Source organism: Providencia sp. PROV150, assembly GCF_028481025.1.
GTDB lineage: Bacteria > Pseudomonadota > Gammaproteobacteria > Enterobacterales > Enterobacteriaceae > Providencia > Providencia hangzhouensis.
This window is the reverse complement of sequence record NZ_JAMPPJ010000004.1, coordinates 192,773-212,157: the sequence shown is the minus strand read 5'-3', so window position 1 is coordinate 212,157 and position 19,385 is coordinate 192,773. Positions and strand designations below refer to the sequence as shown.

General features: G+C 38.7%; 13 protein-coding genes, 1 pseudogene and 1 other annotated feature. Of the genes and pseudogenes, 9 read left to right on the top strand and 5 right to left on the bottom strand.

Going from position 1 to position 19,385, the window contains the following annotated elements; translation table 11 throughout:
• Window positions 1-75 precede the first annotated feature (75 nt).
• Window positions 76-1,122 carry a protease SohB gene (sohB, locus tag PSE83_RS04965; RefSeq protein ID WP_004254182.1) on the bottom strand — a complete coding sequence of 349 codons (1,047 nt, stop codon included), beginning with the start codon at window positions 1,120-1,122 and terminating at the stop codon, window positions 76-78.
• A gap of 177 nt (window positions 1,123-1,299) precedes the next feature.
• On the opposite strand from sohB, the gene PSE83_RS04960 reads away from it, so the two are divergent.
• From PSE83_RS04960 to PSE83_RS04945, 4 genes are all read left to right on the top strand, one after another.
• Window positions 1,300-2,064, top strand: coding sequence for a YciK family oxidoreductase (locus PSE83_RS04960; RefSeq protein WP_036957702.1), 765 nt, complete (start codon window positions 1,300-1,302; stop codon window positions 2,062-2,064).
• A gap of 5 nt (window positions 2,065-2,069) precedes the next feature.
• Entirely contained in the window at window positions 2,070-2,660 is a 591-nt protein-coding gene (gene cobO, locus PSE83_RS04955) for a cob(I)yrinic acid a,c-diamide adenosyltransferase (protein WP_036958117.1), read from the top strand.
• A gap of 556 nt (window positions 2,661-3,216) precedes the next feature.
• Complete coding sequence (locus PSE83_RS04950; RefSeq protein WP_272660687.1) at window positions 3,217-5,364, top strand: two-partner secretion domain-containing protein; 2,148 nt, start codon at window positions 3,217-3,219, stop codon at window positions 5,362-5,364.
• A 498-nt stretch (window positions 5,365-5,862) separates the two neighbouring features.
• Window positions 5,863-7,971: a filamentous hemagglutinin N-terminal domain-containing protein gene (locus PSE83_RS04945; RefSeq protein ID WP_272660686.1), complete on the top strand. Its 2,109-nt coding sequence runs from the start codon at window positions 5,863-5,865 to the stop codon at window positions 7,969-7,971.
• Between the two features lie 270 nt (window positions 7,972-8,241).
• On the opposite strand, the gene aphA is transcribed toward PSE83_RS04945, so the two are convergent.
• The 4 genes from aphA to rnm all read right to left on the bottom strand — a co-directional run bounded on the left by aphA (window position 8,242) and on the right by rnm (window position 12,109).
• The gene (gene aphA, locus PSE83_RS04940; protein WP_004254174.1) at window positions 8,242-8,955 is read right to left on the bottom strand and encodes an acid phosphatase AphA; all 714 of its coding nucleotides are present in this window, start codon (window positions 8,953-8,955) and stop codon (window positions 8,242-8,244) included.
• A gap of 393 nt (window positions 8,956-9,348) precedes the next feature.
• On the bottom strand, window positions 9,349-10,266 hold the full coding sequence (gene rluB, locus PSE83_RS04935; protein WP_272660685.1) for a 23S rRNA pseudouridine(2605) synthase RluB: 918 nt from the start codon (window positions 10,264-10,266) through the stop codon (window positions 9,349-9,351).
• A gap of 200 nt (window positions 10,267-10,466) precedes the next feature.
• Complete coding sequence (locus PSE83_RS04930) at window positions 10,467-11,087, bottom strand: L-threonylcarbamoyladenylate synthase (protein WP_036957701.1); 621 nt, start codon at window positions 11,085-11,087, stop codon at window positions 10,467-10,469.
• Window positions 11,088-11,233: 146 nt separating this feature from the next.
• Window positions 11,234-12,109, bottom strand: a complete 876-nt coding sequence (gene rnm / locus PSE83_RS04925) for an RNase RNM (RefSeq protein ID WP_198633359.1) — start codon at window positions 12,107-12,109, stop codon at window positions 11,234-11,236.
• A 163-nt stretch (window positions 12,110-12,272) separates the two neighbouring features.
• Window positions 12,273-12,374: a sequence feature (Trp leader region), on the top strand.
• Between the two features lie 26 nt (window positions 12,375-12,400).
• Here rnm and PSE83_RS04920 point away from each other — a divergent pair.
• From PSE83_RS04920 to trpA, 5 genes and pseudogenes are all read left to right on the top strand, one after another.
• Window positions 12,401-13,975, top strand: coding sequence for an anthranilate synthase component 1 (locus PSE83_RS04920; RefSeq protein ID WP_004254166.1), 1,575 nt, complete (start codon window positions 12,401-12,403; stop codon window positions 13,973-13,975).
• A pseudogene (gene trpD, locus PSE83_RS20405) lies at window positions 13,975-15,609 on the top strand (bifunctional anthranilate synthase glutamate amidotransferase component TrpG/anthranilate phosphoribosyltransferase TrpD). Before PSE83_RS04920 ends, trpD begins: the two are co-directional and overlap by 1 nt.
• Before the next feature lies 1 nt (window position 15,610).
• Entirely contained in the window at window positions 15,611-17,002 is a 1,392-nt protein-coding gene (trpCF, locus tag PSE83_RS04905; RefSeq protein ID WP_172767168.1) for a bifunctional indole-3-glycerol-phosphate synthase TrpC/phosphoribosylanthranilate isomerase TrpF, read from the top strand.
• 47 nt (window positions 17,003-17,049) lie between these two features.
• Entirely contained in the window at window positions 17,050-18,240 is a 1,191-nt protein-coding gene (gene trpB, locus PSE83_RS04900; RefSeq protein WP_094960531.1) for a tryptophan synthase subunit beta, read from the top strand.
• Window positions 18,240-19,046 carry a tryptophan synthase subunit alpha gene (gene trpA / locus PSE83_RS04895; protein ID WP_272660684.1) on the top strand — a complete coding sequence of 269 codons (807 nt, stop codon included), beginning with the start codon at window positions 18,240-18,242 and terminating at the stop codon, window positions 19,044-19,046. The genes trpB and trpA overlap by 1 nt, the downstream gene beginning before the upstream one ends.
• Window positions 19,047-19,385: the final 339 nt, after the last annotated feature.

Genomic DNA, 19,385 nt, shown 5'->3' with positions numbered 1-19,385 from the left:
TATAATTTACCGGCTAAAAAGCCGGTAAATTAATAGTAGATTTAAAAACGCTTATTCGCTAGGCAAAATTCGAAATTACAAGAGTGGTTTTTGCCCACGCTGCCACCAGCGCAATAATAAATTATCCACGCTCTTTGCCGCGCTTCCCATAAACTTATCCATCATTTTTTTACTTAATACATAACGGATACTAACTATTTCCTTAGTATCAATCGCATTAATAATAAAATCATCACTCACACCAATATTATCCACAAGCCCTTTATCAAGCGCCTGTGAACCATACCAATACTCCCCTGTTGCAACTGCAGAAATATCTAAAGATGGGCGATTTTGATGAACAAATTGTTTAAACAATTCATGTGTTGAATTTAAATCTTCAACAAATTTCTTACGACCTTGCTCCGTGTTCTCACCTAACATGGTCAATGTACGTTTATATTCGCCAGCGGTGTGAAGTTCAACATCAACATCATGCTTTTTTAATAACCGATGAATATTTGGAATTTGAGCGACAACACCAATCGAACCAATAATGGCAAATGGCGCTGCGATAATTTTATCTGCGATGCACGCCATCATATATCCACCACTCGCAGCGACTTTATCTACCGCAATAGTCAGTGGGATATTTTTTTCTTTGATTCTTAGTAATTGTGAAGCCGCTAAGCCATAACCATGAACCATCCCACCAGGGCTTTCAAGTCTTAACAAAACCTCATCCTGTTGGTCTGCAACAGCGAGAATTGCACTGATCTCTTCACGTAAAGAGGCAACTTCACGTGCATCCATACTACCTTTGAAGTCTAAGACATATAAGCAAGGCTTTTTAACCCCTGTTTGGCCTAATTTAGCCCCAGTTTTCTCACTTTTTGATTTTGCTTTTTGCTGTTTTTTAAATGCTTTTAGCCATGCCTTATGTTCTGATTCATTCATTTTTATCTGTTGCATTTGGCGCTGACGCTCACGATAGCTTTCACCTAAATCTGTGATTTTCAAAGCACCTTTTGCTCCTTGTCTGCGCATACCTACGCCAAACACAAAAACAGCCAGCAAAACCACCGCTACCAAAATCGTAACGACTTTTGCTAAAAATAGCCCATACAATGAGAAATACTCCACAATCTGATCCTTTTGATATTTATCTTCAATACAAAAATAATCTCACGATTACGCGCAAACAACCAGAAAAAAACAGAGTTGGCACGACAAACCTTGTTAATACTATGTTAGATTAGCCAATTATCACAATCAGTGCGATGATAACCATACATGCTAATCACAATAGTAGGAAAGAATATGCTCCAATATCAGCCTAGACAAGACCTATTGAAAGGTAAAACTATTCTCGTGACAGGTGCCGGTGATGGCATTGGCCGTGAAGCCGCTCTCACTTATGCGCGCTATGGTGCATCCCTTATTCTTGTTGGTAGAACACTGCATAAATTACAATCAGTTAGTGATGAAATAGCGGCTTTAGATGGAAAGAATCCACCTTGCTTTATATTAGACTTATTAACCGCAACAATTGATGACTGCCATACACTCGCTTCGCAAGTTGCGTCAATAACGCCTTATTTGGATGGCGTTTTACACAACGCGGGAATACTTGGTGTAGTAGCCCCTATCTCTGAGCAACCCAGTGACCTATGGCATGATGTGATGCAAATAAATGTTAATGCCACATTCATGCTAACTCAAGCTTTGCTCCCTCTATTACTTAAAGCGCCTAATGCCTCGTTAGTTTTTACCAGTTCAAGTGTAGGTAAACAAGGTCGAGCCGGTTGGGGAGCTTATTCTGTCTCTAAATTTGCGACAGAAGGTTTAATGCAAATTCTATCCGAAGAGTATAAGCACAGTAATCTTCGTGTAAATTGTATTAATCCAGGTGGAACTCGAACCTCTATGCGAGCAAGCGCATTCCCTGACGAAGATCCTCTTAAATTGAAAACTCCTGCTGATATCATGCCTATTTATATCTATTTGATGGGTGATGATAGCCTGCGTAAAACAGGAAGTAGCTATGATGCACAACCCGGACGCAAGCCCGGTGCTGCGGAGTAAAAATGATGTCTCAAAGCCGACACGAAGAACGTCAACAACGTTTAAAAGAAAAAGTGGATGCACGAATTGAAGCCGCTCAAATTGAACGGGGTATCGTTATTGTCTTTACTGGAAATGGAAAAGGCAAAACGACAGCGGCATTTGGTACTGTTTGCCGTGCAGTAGGCCATGGTAAAAAAGCCGCTGTTGTTCAATTTATTAAAGGTGGCTGGGATAATGGTGAACGTGAGCTGTTAGAACCCCAAGGCGTTCCCTTCTATGTTATGTCCACAGGGTTCACTTGGGAAACTCAAAACAAAGAGACAGACACCCTCGCCTGTATAGAAACTTGGCACTACGCCAAACAATTATTAAGTGACCCACAGTACGATTTAGTTATTTTAGATGAACTCACCTACATGGTAAGTTACCATTATCTCGAATTAGCAGAAGTGATCCAAGCATTACAAAGCCGCCCTGCCAATCAATCTGTTGTGATCACTGGCAGAGGTTGCCACCGAGATTTAATCGAATTAGCTGATACAGTAACAGAAATGCGCCCAGTGAAACATGCATTTGATATTGGGATTAAAGCTCAAAAAGGGATTGATTGGTAATCATCCGATAACAAAGTGCAATAATAAGGCGTTATTTTTTATTATTGCACTTCTAATCTATTTCACTAGCTATTTTTCTAACTAAGCCATCAGTTAACCTATAAAAAAGTTATTTAATACTTTTCATTGGTAACACTAATTTAGTGTGAACTCCATATTGGAAAATATTTTTTGGTAGTATGAATTTTTTTGCTAACTTTTGTTCATCAAGTATCACAATTATTTTATAACGATAAAGAATAAATATAAAAATAATTAATGCTATTTATTGAAAACCTCCTCTTTAATTAAAATGATTACGTATTGCTACGTGAGTAAAATCCTCCTAACAGGCTAAAAATGCGTAAACACAACCTATTGATAAAAAAACAAACTAATCTATAAAAATAGATATTACTCCGCTTTTATTCAGTTTTAGTTAGTTATCAATGAATAACGATATATTTACCCATGTTAACATTATTAATTTTATTTAGTTTTCTATTTAAGCATAATTAAACTGCAATAATGGATTGTTAGTTATCTTAGATTTTTCTATTTTATTTAAGGGATATATATGAAAAACGTTTCAAATTCTCATTTGAATTTCACAAAAATGAAATTTAACCCACTCTTTTTATGTGTTTCAATAATCGTTGGAACTACTACTGTTGCTCAAGCGGCAATTACACCAACTAATGGGGCTGGTATATTAAATCAAGGTAATGGACCGACTGTCGTTTATATTAATAAACCAAGCCAGGCTGGTGTTTCTCATAATACCTATAGCCAATTCGATGTTGACCAAAAAGGCGTTATTTTAAATAACAGTGCAAAAAATTCTAATACGCTCATTGGCGGCAAAATTGGTGGCAATACCAATGTTGCTGGCGGGCGAGCTAAAGTTATCTTAAACGAAATAAATTCAAATGCGGCAACCACATTAAATGGCATGATTGAGGTTGCAGGCGGCAAAGCGCAAGTAATCGTTGCTAATGCGTCCGGAGTTACATGTAACAACTGTGGCTTTATCAACACCAATCGTACAACACTGACAACCGGTAAAGTAGAGCTAGCAAATGATGGCTCCATTGCTAACTATAATGTGCAGCAAGGTAAAATTGCCATCAATGGGAGATTAGATACCAATTCTCCGACAGATTTAATTGCACGTTCGGTGGCCATTAATGGCATTATTGATACACAGCGCATCAATTTGATAGCTGGAAGTAATCACGTCAATTCGGCTGGGGATGTGACGGGTACAGCCGCTGCAATTGGAACAAAACCCACTGTTGGGATTGATGTTTCGTCGATTGGCGGTATGTATGCCAATAAAATCTCATTAATAGCCACTGAAACTGGCGTTGGTGTCAGTAATTTAGGGGATATTGGTACCTATAATGGCGCAATTTCTATTGATACCGCAGGAACGGTGAATAATACCAATGGTAATATGAACGCAGCGGGTGATATTGATATTAAAGCAGCAAGCCTTACCAATAACGGTCGCATTGCGGGTAATAAAAACGTCAATATTACCGTTGCAGGAACGGGTGTAATTAATAATGATAATGGTGATATCACATCCTATAACAATGATATTAATCTAAGTACATTAGGTACACTAAGCAACAATCGTGGTTCGATAATCGCTCTGCAGAATGTTAATACACTCTCTGATTCATTTGTAAATGATAATGGTATCGTTCAGTCTACTAAAGGTAATATCGACATTCATTCCATGAGTACAATTTACAACAGGGACAATCTCGCCAATCCAAATGATCCAGTAAAAGGATTCAATGCTGGGCGTGATATAACGATTAATGCCGTTCGTGTTGTGAATGAAAACTCCAATATTACTGCAGGGCGAGATAGCAAAATCAGCACGCAATCCGCAATTGATAACACATCAAATAGCAAAATTACTGCACAACGCCATGCAGACATCAGTACGATGTACTTAACGCAAACTAATTCTGAAATAAATGCCATTGATGGCCAGATGAATTTAGATGCGTCGGTATCACTCACTAATGCGGGAACGTCAACCATTCATAGTGGTCGCTTGATGAATATCAATGCTAACCAGCTCAATAACACCGGAGCGATTGTTTCGAATAACGGCAAATCCGTTATTAATGCTAATTCAATGAACAACCGTTCTGGCTATATCAAAGGACAAAATCTTACGATTAAAGCCTATAGTATTGATAACCAAGCAGGGTTAATTAATGCAGAAAATAATCTCGATATTGAAACCAGTTATTTGAACAACAGTTACAGTAGTGACTTTAAACTCATTAATACTAAATTTGGACTAACAAACCAAAATGGTGGCCTACAAACCAATAATGGAACTATTAAAGTTAAAGGTGATACGTTACATAATACCTATGGTTCTATTGCTGCAAATGTAGAAAATAATACCGCTGCACGTAATGATATTGACGTTAAGCTCAAAGCAACACTCAATAATAATTATGGAGAAATCAAAAGCGCTAATAGCCAGAAACTGGATGTTGGCACATTAGAAAACTATTCAGGAACAGTGGCCGCAGGGAAAAATCTCACCATTGATTCAAAAAATCGTATTAACAACCAATATGGTGCTTTACGTTCTACTAACACGACTAAAGTCACCAGCCCTATAGTAAGTAATGGAACGGCTGGAAGTATCACGGGTAACCGTGTGATTATTGATGCAGTTGTGACAAACTAATATATTACAATCATAACCACTCGCATAGCGGGTGGTTTATTCTAGCCCTATAAGGGCTTATTACCGACCGCGCCTAAATAATATTCTCACACTATATCTACCGAAACAAACACAAACAAATAATTAATAAGTGGCGAAATTAAAACCTAATATATAACAGCCAAATGCCACTACCCAACAACAATAATAATAAGTGTTAAACATATCTTATCTATGCTTATTGTAAAGTCACAATAGATAGGAGAACTCACTTAAGTAATAACGTATACGATCTCCATTTTAGAGTAAAGTTTACATATTGAATATACAAGGAAATTTTACAAGCCAAGTGATAAATACCCATTTTTTCACCTTTATAGATATAACATCTAATTGACGTCAATTGCATAGTCTTAAAAAGAATTAATTTTTATTTAAATTTTTATTAACGTACAATCCTATAGCTTATTTTATTTATCATCTACGTATTTTATATCTATCGATAAATTAGAGATTAATATGAAACAAAATAACAAAGAATATTACAACCATCCTACCCTAAAATTAAAATCTGTTTTTTTAGGAATTTCCATTTTTTTAGGTACAATTTCTATTGCGCAAGCAGATATTGTTAACACCAATGGCGCTGGTGTCATTAAAGCACCAAATGGCGCAACTATTGTAAATATAAAGACCCCATCTAATAATGGTGTTTCTCATAATATTTATAGTAAATTTGATGTTGACAAAAAAGGTGTCGTACTCAATAACAGTAAAGCAGATATCAATACGCAATTAGCGGGTAATATTAAAGCCAACAGCAATCTTCAAGGTAATGCTGCAACTGTTATTCTAAATGAAGTTAATTCTAATAAAGCAACCCAATTAAATGGAATGATTGAAGTTGCTGGTAATAGTGCTCAAGTTATTGTTGCCAATGCTTCAGGTATTACTTGTAATAATTGTGGTTTCATTAACACAAATAGAGCAACACTCACGACAGGGAAAATAACACCACAACTTAATGGTGATTTCACTATCAATGTTGACAAAGGTCAAATCGTCATTACTGATAAATTTAATTCAAACTCACCTACTGATATCTTAGCAAAAACGGCTGCTATATCAGCCAAGATGAATGCTGATGAGATAAATATAATTACAGGTACCAATGTTATTAGTAAAAATGGACAACTTATAAAATCTGCCAGTTCCAATACTAACACCCCAAATATTGCTATCGATATTTCAGCATTAGGTGGAATGTACGCAGATAAAATTACGCTGATATCCACTGGAAATAATAGTGCTATTAGCAATAAAGGCATTATCTCCGCTGGTGATGATGGTTTACGAATTGCCAGTAATGGTAATATTTTCAATTATAAAACAATGGATGCTATTGGTGACGTAAATATTACCGCAACCAGTAATCCTGCCTATGTTCACAATTTAAGCGGAATTGAAAACACCGGTGCTATTAAATCAAAAAACAACGATATTAATATCAATACTGATGGCTATATCCTTAACTATTCTGGTGGTGAGATCACTGCAAATCAGAATTTAAATGCTGATGCTAACATGATTGGCAACTATGGCGGCAAAATACAGGCCACCAAAGGTGATATGAACATCAAAACAGTTAATAATGTTGAAAATTCATCCAATATGTTTCCTAATTCTATTAAAAGTGTAATTTCAGCCGGTAATGAATTAAACATTAATTCAGGTAGCATTGTTTACAATAATGATGCTTTACTTACTGGTCGTGATATTACAATTGAGGCAGCTGTTTCTATTGAAAACAAAAATAATGCGTTAATCAATGCAAAAAGACGTATGAACTTAAAAAGTGAGGAAATAAATAACCGCACTTCTTCAATCAAAACTACGAATGGAAGAATGGATCTAGTTGCAGAAAAGTCATTAACCAATGGTAAAGACTCAACGATTGAAAGTGGTCGTCTTTTAACTATCGAGACGCCATCACTTATCAACTCTGGTGCTATTATTTCCAAGGCGGGTAAATCTACCATCAATACCGATAAATTAGATAACACTGCAGGTTATATCAACGCAACTAATTTAGATATTAATGCAGCAAATAAAATAATTAATAAAGAAGGCTTAATTAGTACAAATGGTAATTTAGTAATCAAAACAAACGAACTAGACAACCGTTGGAGTTCAGATTTTTCCAATCATGCCCAAAAATACGGTGTCACAGATGATAAAGCAGGAATAAATGCAGTTGATGGTTCTATCAATATTAAAGCAAATACCTTTAACAATTATATAGGAGAGGTTAAAACTAACTGGACTGAAAAAGCGTTAGCTTCTGGTGATGTTCAAATGAATATCAATGAAAATCTGTATAATTCAAACGGTACAATTTCAGCTTTTAATAATTTAAAATTAAATGCAGATATTATTGATAACGGATACCACGGCTTAATTAGTGCTGATTATAACGCAACTATAAATGCAAAAACTGCTTTATTTAATCCTTACGGTACTATTTCATCAAAAAATCAAACTCGCGTCACTGCACCTATGGTTTATAACAGCCCAGATGGTAAAATATTAGGCGGTGAAGTAATCATCAATACAGACAATTATTATTAAGTTATGCAATAAAGGGGTCAATTTACCTAATGCCGATCAGTTAAGAGCTAAATAATCAGTTTAACGACCCTACAGTTCTACAAAAATCCGTAATTATCCCAAGATTACGGATTTTTTATGTTACTTAGCCAGCTTTCGAGTCTGTTCAGATTTTCCCGCCAAAAGAATTTACAGCCCTTTTCTGGCCTCCTTTCTGCTGCACTCATTTTTGAATAAATATCCTCCGGCATTAGTCGGAGGATATTTATTATTTGCATTGCACTTATTGAATTAATATTCTGAATTAATCACAACCTCTTCACCAAAGCGACCTGCTTTTGGTAATGGTTGGTAAGATGAGTTTGCCGCACGTAAAATACGAACACCGCGAATACCTAACTCATGTGCTGCTGCGATATCGGCATCAGCATCACCATAATATATGGTAAGTTTGTGATCACGCATCCAGCTCACTTTATTATTTTGCCCTGGTTCATCACCCGCAAAAATAACAGGTTGCATTTTATCCGCAGGTATCGCTAAACCTTCTTGAACATATTTCGTCACTGTTTCCGTTTTTGTTTTCGTACGGCCAGTAATGAAATAAACAGTGTCACCGCGCTCTAAGTGCATTTTGACTAAATCAATACCCACTTGTTTTGGCATACTGAATTTGTCCCACTCATTATTCATTTTTTCCCAAAATTGTTGATTTTTGAGGTAGCTAAAATCGTTAGGTGAGAACTCTAATTTACCACGGTAAAAACCTGGACTTGAAAATAACACCGTATCATCGATATCAAACCCAACAGCCATAGGTGCTTTCCCTTCTAGGCTTTGTTTAATTTGTTCGATGGAAACCCAATGAATAGGCTGTTGTTGAGCAAGTTCAACAACGGTAACGCCGGGGCTTACGGTTTCTGGCATTGGAATTTTTGCTTGAGAGGTTGCCGTAAAACTCAATGCCAATGCAATCGCACTCAAAGTCAGTGTTATTTTTTTCATGTTTTGTCCTTATTCAGGTTTATCCACTTAAACCATTCTTTATTTATCTGGATAAACTGGGTAAGTAATAGGTTTATCTGTAAATTTATCTTTATTATCAGTTAGCAACCCAACATTTTGTGAGTTACATCTCATAAGAATGGGCATACTAAGACTTTTTATTACATTAAAATGAGACAAACATCTCATAAACATTATCTATTATTGATAGGTTTCATAATAATGTGAACTAGACCATTAATTTTCTAATTATCTATATGGCATATAGCTGTTACTGAAAGATGAGTTTATAAGATTGATGATTACTGGAGTGGATGATTATTGGCGTGATCACATAAAAAAACGCAGAGAAATTACGCTCTGCGTTTTTATACTGAATAAAGAATAGCAAATTTAGATGCGAGTACGACGTTTCGCTGTTGGTCTTGATGATTGACGTTTTGATGCCGGACGCGATGCGACTTGTGTATGGCGTTTAACCGCACGGCGAATTTGGTTTGCTTTAATGCGACGTTGATCGCGCTCAACCGCAACCTTACTTTCCGTTTCCACCGACAGTTCCACCAGCTCACGGAGATAGTTGGTTTGCTCTAAACCAAGTTCCGTCCATCCTCCACGCGGTAAGCCTTTAGGTAAGTCGATATCACCATAACGCACACGGATTAAACGGCTGACTTGTACACCAACAGATTCCCAAAGGCGACGAACTTCGCGGTTACGTCCTTCAGTTAAGGTGACATTAAACCATTGGTTCATCCCTTCTCCGCCACGGTAAGAAACCGTTTTAAAAGAGGCTGGGCCATCTTCCAACTGTACACCTTGTGTTAATTGACGAATTTTTGCATCGTTAATTTCACCAAACACACGCACTGCATATTCACGTTCAACTTCACGGCTAGGGTGCATTAAACGGTTAGCGAGCTCACCGTCTGTTGTGAATAACAATAAACCACTAGTGTTAACATCCAAACGGCCAACAGCAATCCACCGCGCCCCTGTTAACCGTGGTAAACGGTTAAAAACAGTTGGACGCCCTTCAGGATCATGACGTGTGCATAACTCACCTTCTGGCTTGTAGTAAGCCATTACACGACAGATTTCCTTTTCAGGCTCTTTGATTGCTAATAAACGACCATCTAAACGAATTTTTGTTGCTGGTGTGACTTCAACACGGTCCCCTAGTGTCGCAATTTTGCCATCAACACTAATACGACCCGCTTGCAGGAATGTTTCGATTTCTCGACGAGAACCATGCCCTGAACGAGCAAGGATTTTCTGTAATTTTTCAGTTTTTTGCGGTTTTACGCTCATGTAACCCTCTGCTGTCGCCTTCACAGGCGTCAAATATCTTTTTGGCGCGCTATTTTTGCCGCGCCAAACAATAATGAATTTGAAAACCCGCGCATTATACACAGGTTTATCCTGAACCCCTATTACTTATCTGTATATTGCACATTCAATACAATTTTAGTTAGTTCAGTACTGAACCTTAAGCTTCGATATATTTATACCTACTCAAAAGGCGTTGGATCCCCTGTTCCGACTCGCGCCACAACAGGCGTATCATCAGTAAAGTCAATCACAGTTGTTGGTTTTTGCCCAATATAACCACCATGTATCACCAAATCGACTTGTTTATCGAGTAAATCGCGGATTTCCTCAGGGTCTGATTGAGTGAAATCATCACCTGGCATAATCAAACTAGTTGACATCAACGGTTCACCAACAGCTTCGAGTAAATCTCGAGCTATCGGGTTCGACGGTACACGTAAACCAATAGTTTTACGTTTTTCATTCATTAAACGCCGTGGAACTTCTTTCGTTGCCCGCAAAATAAAGGTGTAATTACCTGGTGTATTATTTTTAATTAAACGGAAGACAGTATTATCAACATGCGCATAATTCGATAGCTCAGAGAGATCTCTGCACATTAATGTGAAATTATGGTTAGCATCAAGCTGACGAATCCGACAGATACGTTGTAAAGCATCTTTTTCTTCTAAACGGCATCCAATGGCATATCCTGAATCTGTAGGATAAACAATCACTCCGCCTTTATTTAAAATTTCAACACTCTGGCTAATAAGTCTTGCCTGAGGATTGTCCGGATGGATATAAAAAAACTGGCTCATACATACCTCTAATTTTTGGGTATCGACAGCATCACCCGGCAAAAATACCTATAAATGCTACTATCTTTGAATTCCATAAGATGACTTACTCATTAATAAATCATCACTTATAATAATTATTTTACACTGCATTATTAATACATCAATTAATTAGCTGTTTTTACTGTATCCCAAAGTGTCCAAACAGCCTTGTCATCATCGGGCAACCATAAATTTCTGCCAAGCTCTATCCAAGAGCAAGGCCGATGAAAATCTGAACCAACGGATGTATACAAATTAGCATTATTGGCCAATTCTGCTAAATATTGCTTTTCATTTGGCGGTTGCTGGCAGTGAGAAACCTCCATAGCATCACCACCGCACTGTTTAAAATACGCAACCAACCGTTTTAACCATTTATTGGATAATTGATATTTAGACGGATGCGCTAATACCGCCATTCCCCCTGCGGCATGGATTGCGTCAATTGAGTCTTGAATTGTGCACCACTTCGCAGGCACATACCCTGTTTTCCCTTTCGATAAAAAACGTTTAAATACATTATTAATCGTTTTTTCTTTACCTATTTTCACTATATATTGTGCAAAATGTGCCCGCGTTACCTGCCCACCGCCAGAAATACGTTGTGCATTTTCCCATGCATCGTCAATGCCTGCTTTTTGTAACCGCCTGCCCATCTCAATACCACGCTCTAAACGATGCTCAGATTGTGTTTTTAACAATTGAACCATCGCGGGATGTGAAGGCGAAAAATTTAAGCCCACTATATGTATTTCAATATTCTCCCAAAGTGTCGAAATTTCAACGCCATTGACTAGCTCAATTGGCCGCTCATGTTCAGCAAGATAGCGGCGAGCCTCTAATACACCTTCACAGGTATCGTGGTCAGTAATCGCTAAAATATTAACCCCTTTTTCAACCGCACGTTCGATTAACTCAGCAGGAGTGAGGTCACCATCCGAAGCATTTGTATGGCTATGTAAGTCATAGCGAGTCACTAATGGCGGCGAGGCTGTCGACATATTGATATCTTCTCCTATTTCCATGAAAAACTATTTTTCCTAATAAATTAATAAAGTCCTTGACATAAATAGCGCGATCCAGTTAACTAGTACGCAAGACGGCTAAAGCTAAAAATAATCAGTTTATCCAGTGAGGCATACAATGACTTTATTAAACTTATCAAATCGTTGGTGGCGTGACTTCCCAAATTGGGCGGAAGCCGCACGCGCATAGTTATTGTATGTTTCAGTGCCAAACCCGCCCTTCCTCGGCGGGTTTTTTTATGTCAAAAATTAGCGTAAGGCAACATAATGAACGAACAAAACACCACATTAGCACATTTTAAGTATCTGGATAGCCCAATTAATTATCAGCCTGACCCAACATTATTATTTAATCATTTGTGTCATCAAGTTCCATCAACAATGCTGTTGGAATCCGCTGAAATTAATAATAAAGCCAACTTGCAAAGCTTATTGATTGTCAACAGCGCGCTACGTATTCGTGCTTTTGGCCAGCAAGTTGAAATAGAAGCGTTGACGCCAAATGGCCAGGCCTTATTACCTAAACTGTTAGCTCAATTAACAGATTTAATCATGCATCATAGCATGCAAGAAAATAGTTTGACGGTAACGTTCAGCCAGCCTGGACAAGATTTAGACGAAGACAGCCGCCTGAAGGCTGCATCTAGCTTAGACGTTTTACGTGCACTACCCGCTCTTGCACAAGCCTATTCCACAAAACCTGAAAATCTGTTTGTTGGTGGGTTGTTTGCTTATGATTTAGTCGCGAGCTTTGAAGATTTACCCAAGGTAAATACCGTTAATCACTGCCCTGATTACTGTTTTTTTGTTGCTGAGCATTATTTAGTGATCGACCATCAAAATCAGGCTGCACGTCTAAAAAGTTGCCTATTTACGCAAAATGAGCAAGATGTCGAAACTGTTACGCAGCGTCACGCTCAAATTATCGCTTCGTGCCGGCCGTTCTTGCCAGCGCTTCCTTTAGCAACTGCGCCTGACTTTGCCGTCTCGGTAAACAAAAATGACCCAGAATATGGGGAAATTGTTACCTCATTAAAAGAAGCCATATACCGTGGGGATATTTTTCAGGTTGTGCCTTCTCGTAAATTTACGATGCCATGCTCACATCCCTTAATTGCGTACCAAAAACTCAAAGCACAAAACCCAAGCCCTTATATGTTCTACATGCAAGATGACGCATTCACACTCTTTGGGGCTTCACCCGAAAGCGCACTCAAATATGCGACAGCAAATCGCAAAGTGGAAATTTATCCAATCGCCGGAACTCGCCCTCGTGGACGAAATGCCCAAGGTGAATTAGACCTTGATTTAGATAGCCGAATTGAGCTTTCCATGCGTTCTGATGAGAAAGAGCTTGCTGAACACATCATGCTCGTTGACTTAGCACGTAACGATTTAGCGCGTATTTGTGAAGCGGGTAGCCGTTACGTTGCTAACCTAACTAAGGTTGACCGCTATTCTTTCGTGATGCATTTGGTTTCTCATGTCGTGGGAACATTACGCCAAGATTTAGATGTTTTTCATGCATATCAAGCCTGTATGAATATGGGAACGTTAACGGGTGCACCAAAAGTAAAAGCAATGCAGCTGATTGCGCAATATGAACAAGAGCGCCGAGGATCATACGGGGGGGCTGTGGGATATTTTCAAGGAAATGGTGATTTTGATACTTGCATCGTTATTCGCTCCGCCTACGTAGAAAATGGCATTGCCACTGTACAAGCGGGAGGTGGTGTCGTTCTAGACTCCATACCTCAAGCAGAAGCAGATGAAACCCGTAATAAAGCACGTGCTGTGATCCGTGCAATTGCCCAAGCACACCAAGTTAAGGAGTTATTCTAATGGCGAATATTTTACTGCTCGATAACGTTGACTCCTTTACTTATAACCTTGTAGACCAACTGCGTGCGGGTGGACATCAGGTGGTTATTTATCGCAATACCGTCAGTGCAGAACATATTTTATCTGTATTAAATCAAATGGTTTCACCTATTTTAGTCTTATCACCCGGTCCAGGAAAACCTAGTGAAGCAGGTTCAATGCCAGAAATATTGATGCGCGTAAAAGGCAAAATTCCTGTTATCGGTATTTGCTTAGGTCACCAAGCTATTGTTGAGGCCTATGGTGGAACTGTCTCTGCTGCAGGTGAAATTTTGCATGGTAAATCCTCAATAGCCACACATGATGGATTAGCCATGTTTAACCATCTTGAAAACCCAATATCAGTGGCTCGCTACCACTCTCTTGTTGGTAGCCAAATTCCGAAGAGCTTGACCATTTGTGCCCAGTCAAATGGCATGGTCATGGCTGTACGTAATGATAGCGATAGAGTTTGTGGATTCCAATTTCACCCAGAATCCATTTTAACAACTCAAGGTAAACAGTTGTTAGAAAACACCGTGGCATGGGCTCTTTCTACTCCCAATGCAATCGAATCCACTCATTCGCACTAACGGAATACTAAAGAGCCAATTATGCAAAATATTTATGATAAATTATTTAAAGCGCAGCCGCTAACTCAACAAGAAAGCCAGTACTTGTTTAATGCCATTATTCAAGGTGAATTAACAGAACCTCAGTTAGCCGCTGTGTTAATCAGTATGAAAATGCGTGGCGAACAACCACAAGAAATTGCGGGTGCCGCTCTAGCTTGTTTAGAAAATGCACAACCCTTTCCCCGCCCTGACTACCTATTCAGTGATATTGTTGGTACAGGGGGAGATGGTGCAAATAGTATTAATATTTCAACAGCAAGTGCCTTTGTTGCTGCTGAATGTGGTATTAAAATAGCCAAGCATGGTAATCGTAGTGTTTCGAGCCGTTCAGGTTCTTCAGATTTACTGGCTGCCTTTGGTATCGCTCTTGATCTCAGTGCGCAAAGCGCTCGTGACGCTTTAGATGAGCTTGGTGTTTGTTTTTTATTTGCACCGCAATACCATAGTGGGTTCCGCCATGCGGCCCCTGTACGCACTCAATTAAAAACCCGAACGTTATTTAATGTATTGGGGCCATTAATTAATCCGGCTCGTCCGCCAATTGCCCTTATCGGAGTTTACCAAGAATCATTAGTAAAACCGGTGTCTGAAACATTACAGATGCTTGGTTTCACCCGTGCAGCTGTGGTACACAGTGGAGGGATGGATGAGGTTTCATTACATGCAGTGACTCAAGTCGCTGAATTAAAAGATGGCAAAGTACAACATTACCAATTAACTGCAGATGATTTTGGGTTAGAACCGTATCAATTACGTGACTTAGAAGGCGGAACACCAGATGAAAACCGCGTGTTACTTAGTAACTTGCTTCAAGGCCATGGGCAAGCTGCTCACGAAGCTGCTGTAGCGGCCAATGTCGCCATGTTGATGCGTATTAATGGCCATGAAGACTTAAAACAAAACAGCGAACACGCACTCGCAATTATTCGTAGCGGTAAAGCATTTGACCGCGTCACAGCACTCGCGGCAAGGAACCAATAAAATGAAAGCGACAGTCTTACAAAAAATTGTTAATGATAAAGTTGATTATTTAATCGAACGCAAAGCCAAGCAGCCATTAGAAAGCTTTATTGCTGGTATTCAACCTAGCCAGCGTAGTTTCTATAACGCACTAAGCGCAAAACGCCCTGTATTTATTTTAGAGTGCAAAAAAGCATCGCCTTCAAAGGGGTTGATTCGTGCTGACTTCGACCCCGCTGTGATAGCTAAAACTTATGCGCCCTACGCATCCGCGATTTCCGTTCTTACTGATGAAAAATATTTTCAAGGGAATATGGATTACTTAACGATTGTCAGTAATACCGTAAAACAACCCGTGTTATGCAAAGATTTCATCATTGACCCATACCAAATCTACCTTGCACGTTACTACCAAGCGGATGCCATTTTACTCATGTTATCTGTCTTAAATGATGATGAATATAAAGCGTTAGCAGAGGTCGCTCATCAACTTAATATGGGAATATTAACGGAAGTCAGTAATGAAGAAGAATTAGAGAGAGCAATTCGGTTACAAGCCAAGGTTGTTGGTATCAATAACCGTGATTTACGTGACCTTTCTATTGATTTAAACCGAACTCGTGAACTCGCACCCCGCTTAGCGAAGGGTACCATTGTGATCAGTGAGTCAGGTATTCATCAACACCAACATATTCAGTCGCTGAAACAATTTGCGAATGGTTTTTTAATCGGTAGCGCCTTAATGGAGCAAGCTGACCTAGATAAAGCCATTCGAAACTTGTTAGTGGGAGAACATAAAGTCTGTGGTTTAACCCGCGAGCAAGATGCAAAAGCCGCATTTGAAGCGGGAGCACACTATGGTGGATTAATTTTTGCTGAAACTTCCCCTAGAAAAGTGACATTGTCACAAGCGCAGAATATCATCCATGCAGCGCCTTTAAAATATGTCGGTGTTTTCCGCAATCAGTCCGCGGATTTTGTTGCTCATATCGCCAAGCAACTTGCATTATCTGCGGTACAATTACATGGTGAAGAAGATACTTCTTATATCAATACGTTAAAAACATTTTTACCAAACTACTGTGAAGTTTGGAAGGCGCTTGATATGTCACGAACAACTCTAAATGACTACGATACACAAGGTATTGATGTGTTATTGCTGGATAATGGCTCTGGTGGTACTGGCAAAACCTTCGATTGGTCAGCAATCCCCTCGTCCACAACACAGAAATTAATGATAGCGGGGGGGCTTACCCCTGATAACTGCCTAGACGCAGCTAAGTTATTGTGCAACGGATTAGACTTTAATTCAGGGGTTGAAATTGAACCAGGTATAAAAAGTCAACAAAAAATAAATTTGGTGTTGTCAACGTTGTTAGCCAAATCAACGGCTCATCAATACACAACGAAATGAAAGACTCCAACACCAATTAATGTAACTGATAAAATGGACAATAAATAATGAGCAAATTAGATCCGTATTTTGGCGAGTTTGGTGGGCAATATGTCCCAGAAATTCTTATTCCTGCATTAAACCAATTAGAAGACGCGTTTATCGACGCACAGAATGATGATGAATTTATTCGTGAGTTTCACGACTTACTAAAAAACTATGCAGGTCGCCCTACTGCGCTAACGTTATGTAAAAATCTAACCGCAGGTACAAAAACAAAATTATATTTAAAGCGGGAAGATTTACTGCACGGCGGTGCCCATAAGACTAACCAAGTATTAGGCCAAGCACTACTTGCTAAGCGAATGGGGAAAACTGAAATAATTGCAGAAACAGGCGCTGGGCAGCACGGCGTTGCGACAGCACTGGCTTGTGCATTACTGAACATGAAATGCCGTATTTATATGGGCGCCAAAGATGTAGAACGCCAGTCTCCCAATGTATTTCGAATGAAATTAATGGGCGCTGAAGTTATTCCAGTTTACAGCGGTTCAGCCACATTGAAAGATGCCTGTAATGAAGCATTAAGGGACTGGTCTGGCAGCTATGATAAAGCTCATTATTTATTAGGAACCGCGGCGGGGCCACACCCTTACCCAACAATTGTACGTGAGTTCCAACGTATGATTGGTGATGAAGCAAAACAACAAATTCTCGAAAAAGAAGGCCGTTTACCTGATGCTGTCGTTGCCTGTATTGGTGGTGGTTCAAATGCAATCGGCTTATTTGCCTCTTTTATTCCAGAAGAAGATGTGAAACTAATCGGTGTGGAACCTGCTGGATTAGGTATTGAATCCGGCCAACATGGTGCCCCGTTAAAGCATGGCCGTGTCGGGATTTATTTCGGTATGAAATCGCCAATGATGCAAACCAATGAAGGTCAAATTGAAGAATCCTATTCTATCTCTGCAGGATTAGATTTCCCTTCTGTCGGCCCTCAGCATGCCCATTTAAACAGTATTGGTCGTGCTGAATATGTTTCCATTACCGATGATGAAGCCTTAAATGCTTTTAAATTATTATCACGTAAGGAAGGAATTATTCCTGCATTAGAATCATCTCATGCACTCGCTTATGCATTAAAAATGGCAGAGCAAGAACCTAATAAAGAACAGTTATTAATCGTCAATTTGTCTGGCCGTGGTGATAAAGATATTTTTACGGTACATGATATTTTAGCCAGCAAAGGAGAAATCTAATGGAACGCTACACCCAACTTTTTGAACGTTTAGCTCAGAATAACCAAGGCGCATTTGTTCCATTTGTCACTTTAGGTGACCCAGATGCTGAGTTATCATTAAAAATTGTCGATGCTTTGATTGCTGGTGGTGCTGATGCATTAGAGATTGGTATTCCATTTTCTGATCCACTGGCAGATGGCCCAACTATCCAAAATGCAAATTTGCGTGCATTTAAAAGTGAAATTACCCCAACAATTTGTTTCGAACTACTCCGTCGTATTCGAGAAAAACACCCTACTATTCCTATTGGCTTATTAGTCTATGCAAATTTAGTTTTTACGAATGGTATTGAAAATTTTTATATTCGCTGCGAAAAAGCAGGTGTTGATTCTGTATTAGTTGCAGATGTCCCTATGTCTGAATCAAAACCATTTCGCGAAGCGGCGCTAGCTAACAATATTGCACCCATTTTTATTTGCCCACCAAATGCTAATGATGAGCTACTGCAACAGATCGGGAAATATAGCCAAGGTTATACTTATTTATTATCTCGTGCAGGCGTGACAGGTACTGAAAAAAGAGCAGAAATGCCATTGACTCACTTATTGAGTCAATTAAACCAATATAAAGCGGCTCCCGCCCTACAAGGTTTTGGAATATCAGAACCTGAGCAAGTCGAAGATGCGATTAAAAATGGTGCTGCAGGCGCAATTTCAGGTTCAGCTGTGGTTAAAATTATTGAAAATAACCTACATCGCCCTGACGTTATGCTTAAATCATTAACTGAATTCGTTGCAAAAATGAAAGCAGCAACACAAAAATAGATAAGGAATAAATAGTAATCAAGTCATATTTAAAATTAATGGCTTGGTTACTTAAAATTATAAAAAATAGTCTTAAATAAACTTTACCTAGCCTTCTATAATTAAATTTTAAACCAATTTAAATATAATAGATATCAATTAACTATTAATTAGCTATTGATTAAATAGCTAAAATTTAATAATCATAATATTTACTAATCGAATCCATTAATATCAAAAATAATACTTACGTACTTACACACTGGTAAATCCCCTTATCAAATCCACAGCAGAGTAAACCTTACCAATTGATTTTACTAAGAATAATCAACCGTTGTATATAAAACACCATTTATATCA

Coding starts and splice junctions, on each gene's coding strand:
- PSE83_RS04960 (WP_036957702.1), top strand. CDS start 1,300: ATGCTCCAATATCAGCCTAGACAAGACCTATTGAAAGGTAAAACTATT.
- cobO (WP_036958117.1), top strand. CDS start 2,070: ATGTCTCAAAGCCGACACGAAGAACGTCAACAACGTTTAAAAGAAAAA.
- PSE83_RS04950 (WP_272660687.1), top strand. CDS start 3,217: ATGAAAAACGTTTCAAATTCTCATTTGAATTTCACAAAAATGAAATTT.
- PSE83_RS04945 (WP_272660686.1), top strand. CDS start 5,863: ATGAAACAAAATAACAAAGAATATTACAACCATCCTACCCTAAAATTA.
- aphA (WP_004254174.1), bottom strand. CDS start 8,955: ATGAAAAAAATAACACTGACTTTGAGTGCGATTGCATTGGCATTGAGT.
- rluB (WP_272660685.1), bottom strand. CDS start 10,266: ATGAGCGTAAAACCGCAAAAAACTGAAAAATTACAGAAAATCCTTGCT.
- PSE83_RS04930 (WP_036957701.1), bottom strand. CDS start 11,087: ATGAGCCAGTTTTTTTATATCCATCCGGACAATCCTCAGGCAAGACTT.
- rnm (WP_198633359.1), bottom strand. CDS start 12,109: ATGTCGACAGCCTCGCCGCCATTAGTGACTCGCTATGACTTACATAGC.
- PSE83_RS04920 (WP_004254166.1), top strand. CDS start 12,401: ATGAACGAACAAAACACCACATTAGCACATTTTAAGTATCTGGATAGC.
- trpCF (WP_172767168.1), top strand. CDS start 15,611: ATGAAAGCGACAGTCTTACAAAAAATTGTTAATGATAAAGTTGATTAT.
- trpB (WP_094960531.1), top strand. CDS start 17,050: ATGAGCAAATTAGATCCGTATTTTGGCGAGTTTGGTGGGCAATATGTC.
- trpA (WP_272660684.1), top strand. CDS start 18,240: ATGGAACGCTACACCCAACTTTTTGAACGTTTAGCTCAGAATAACCAA.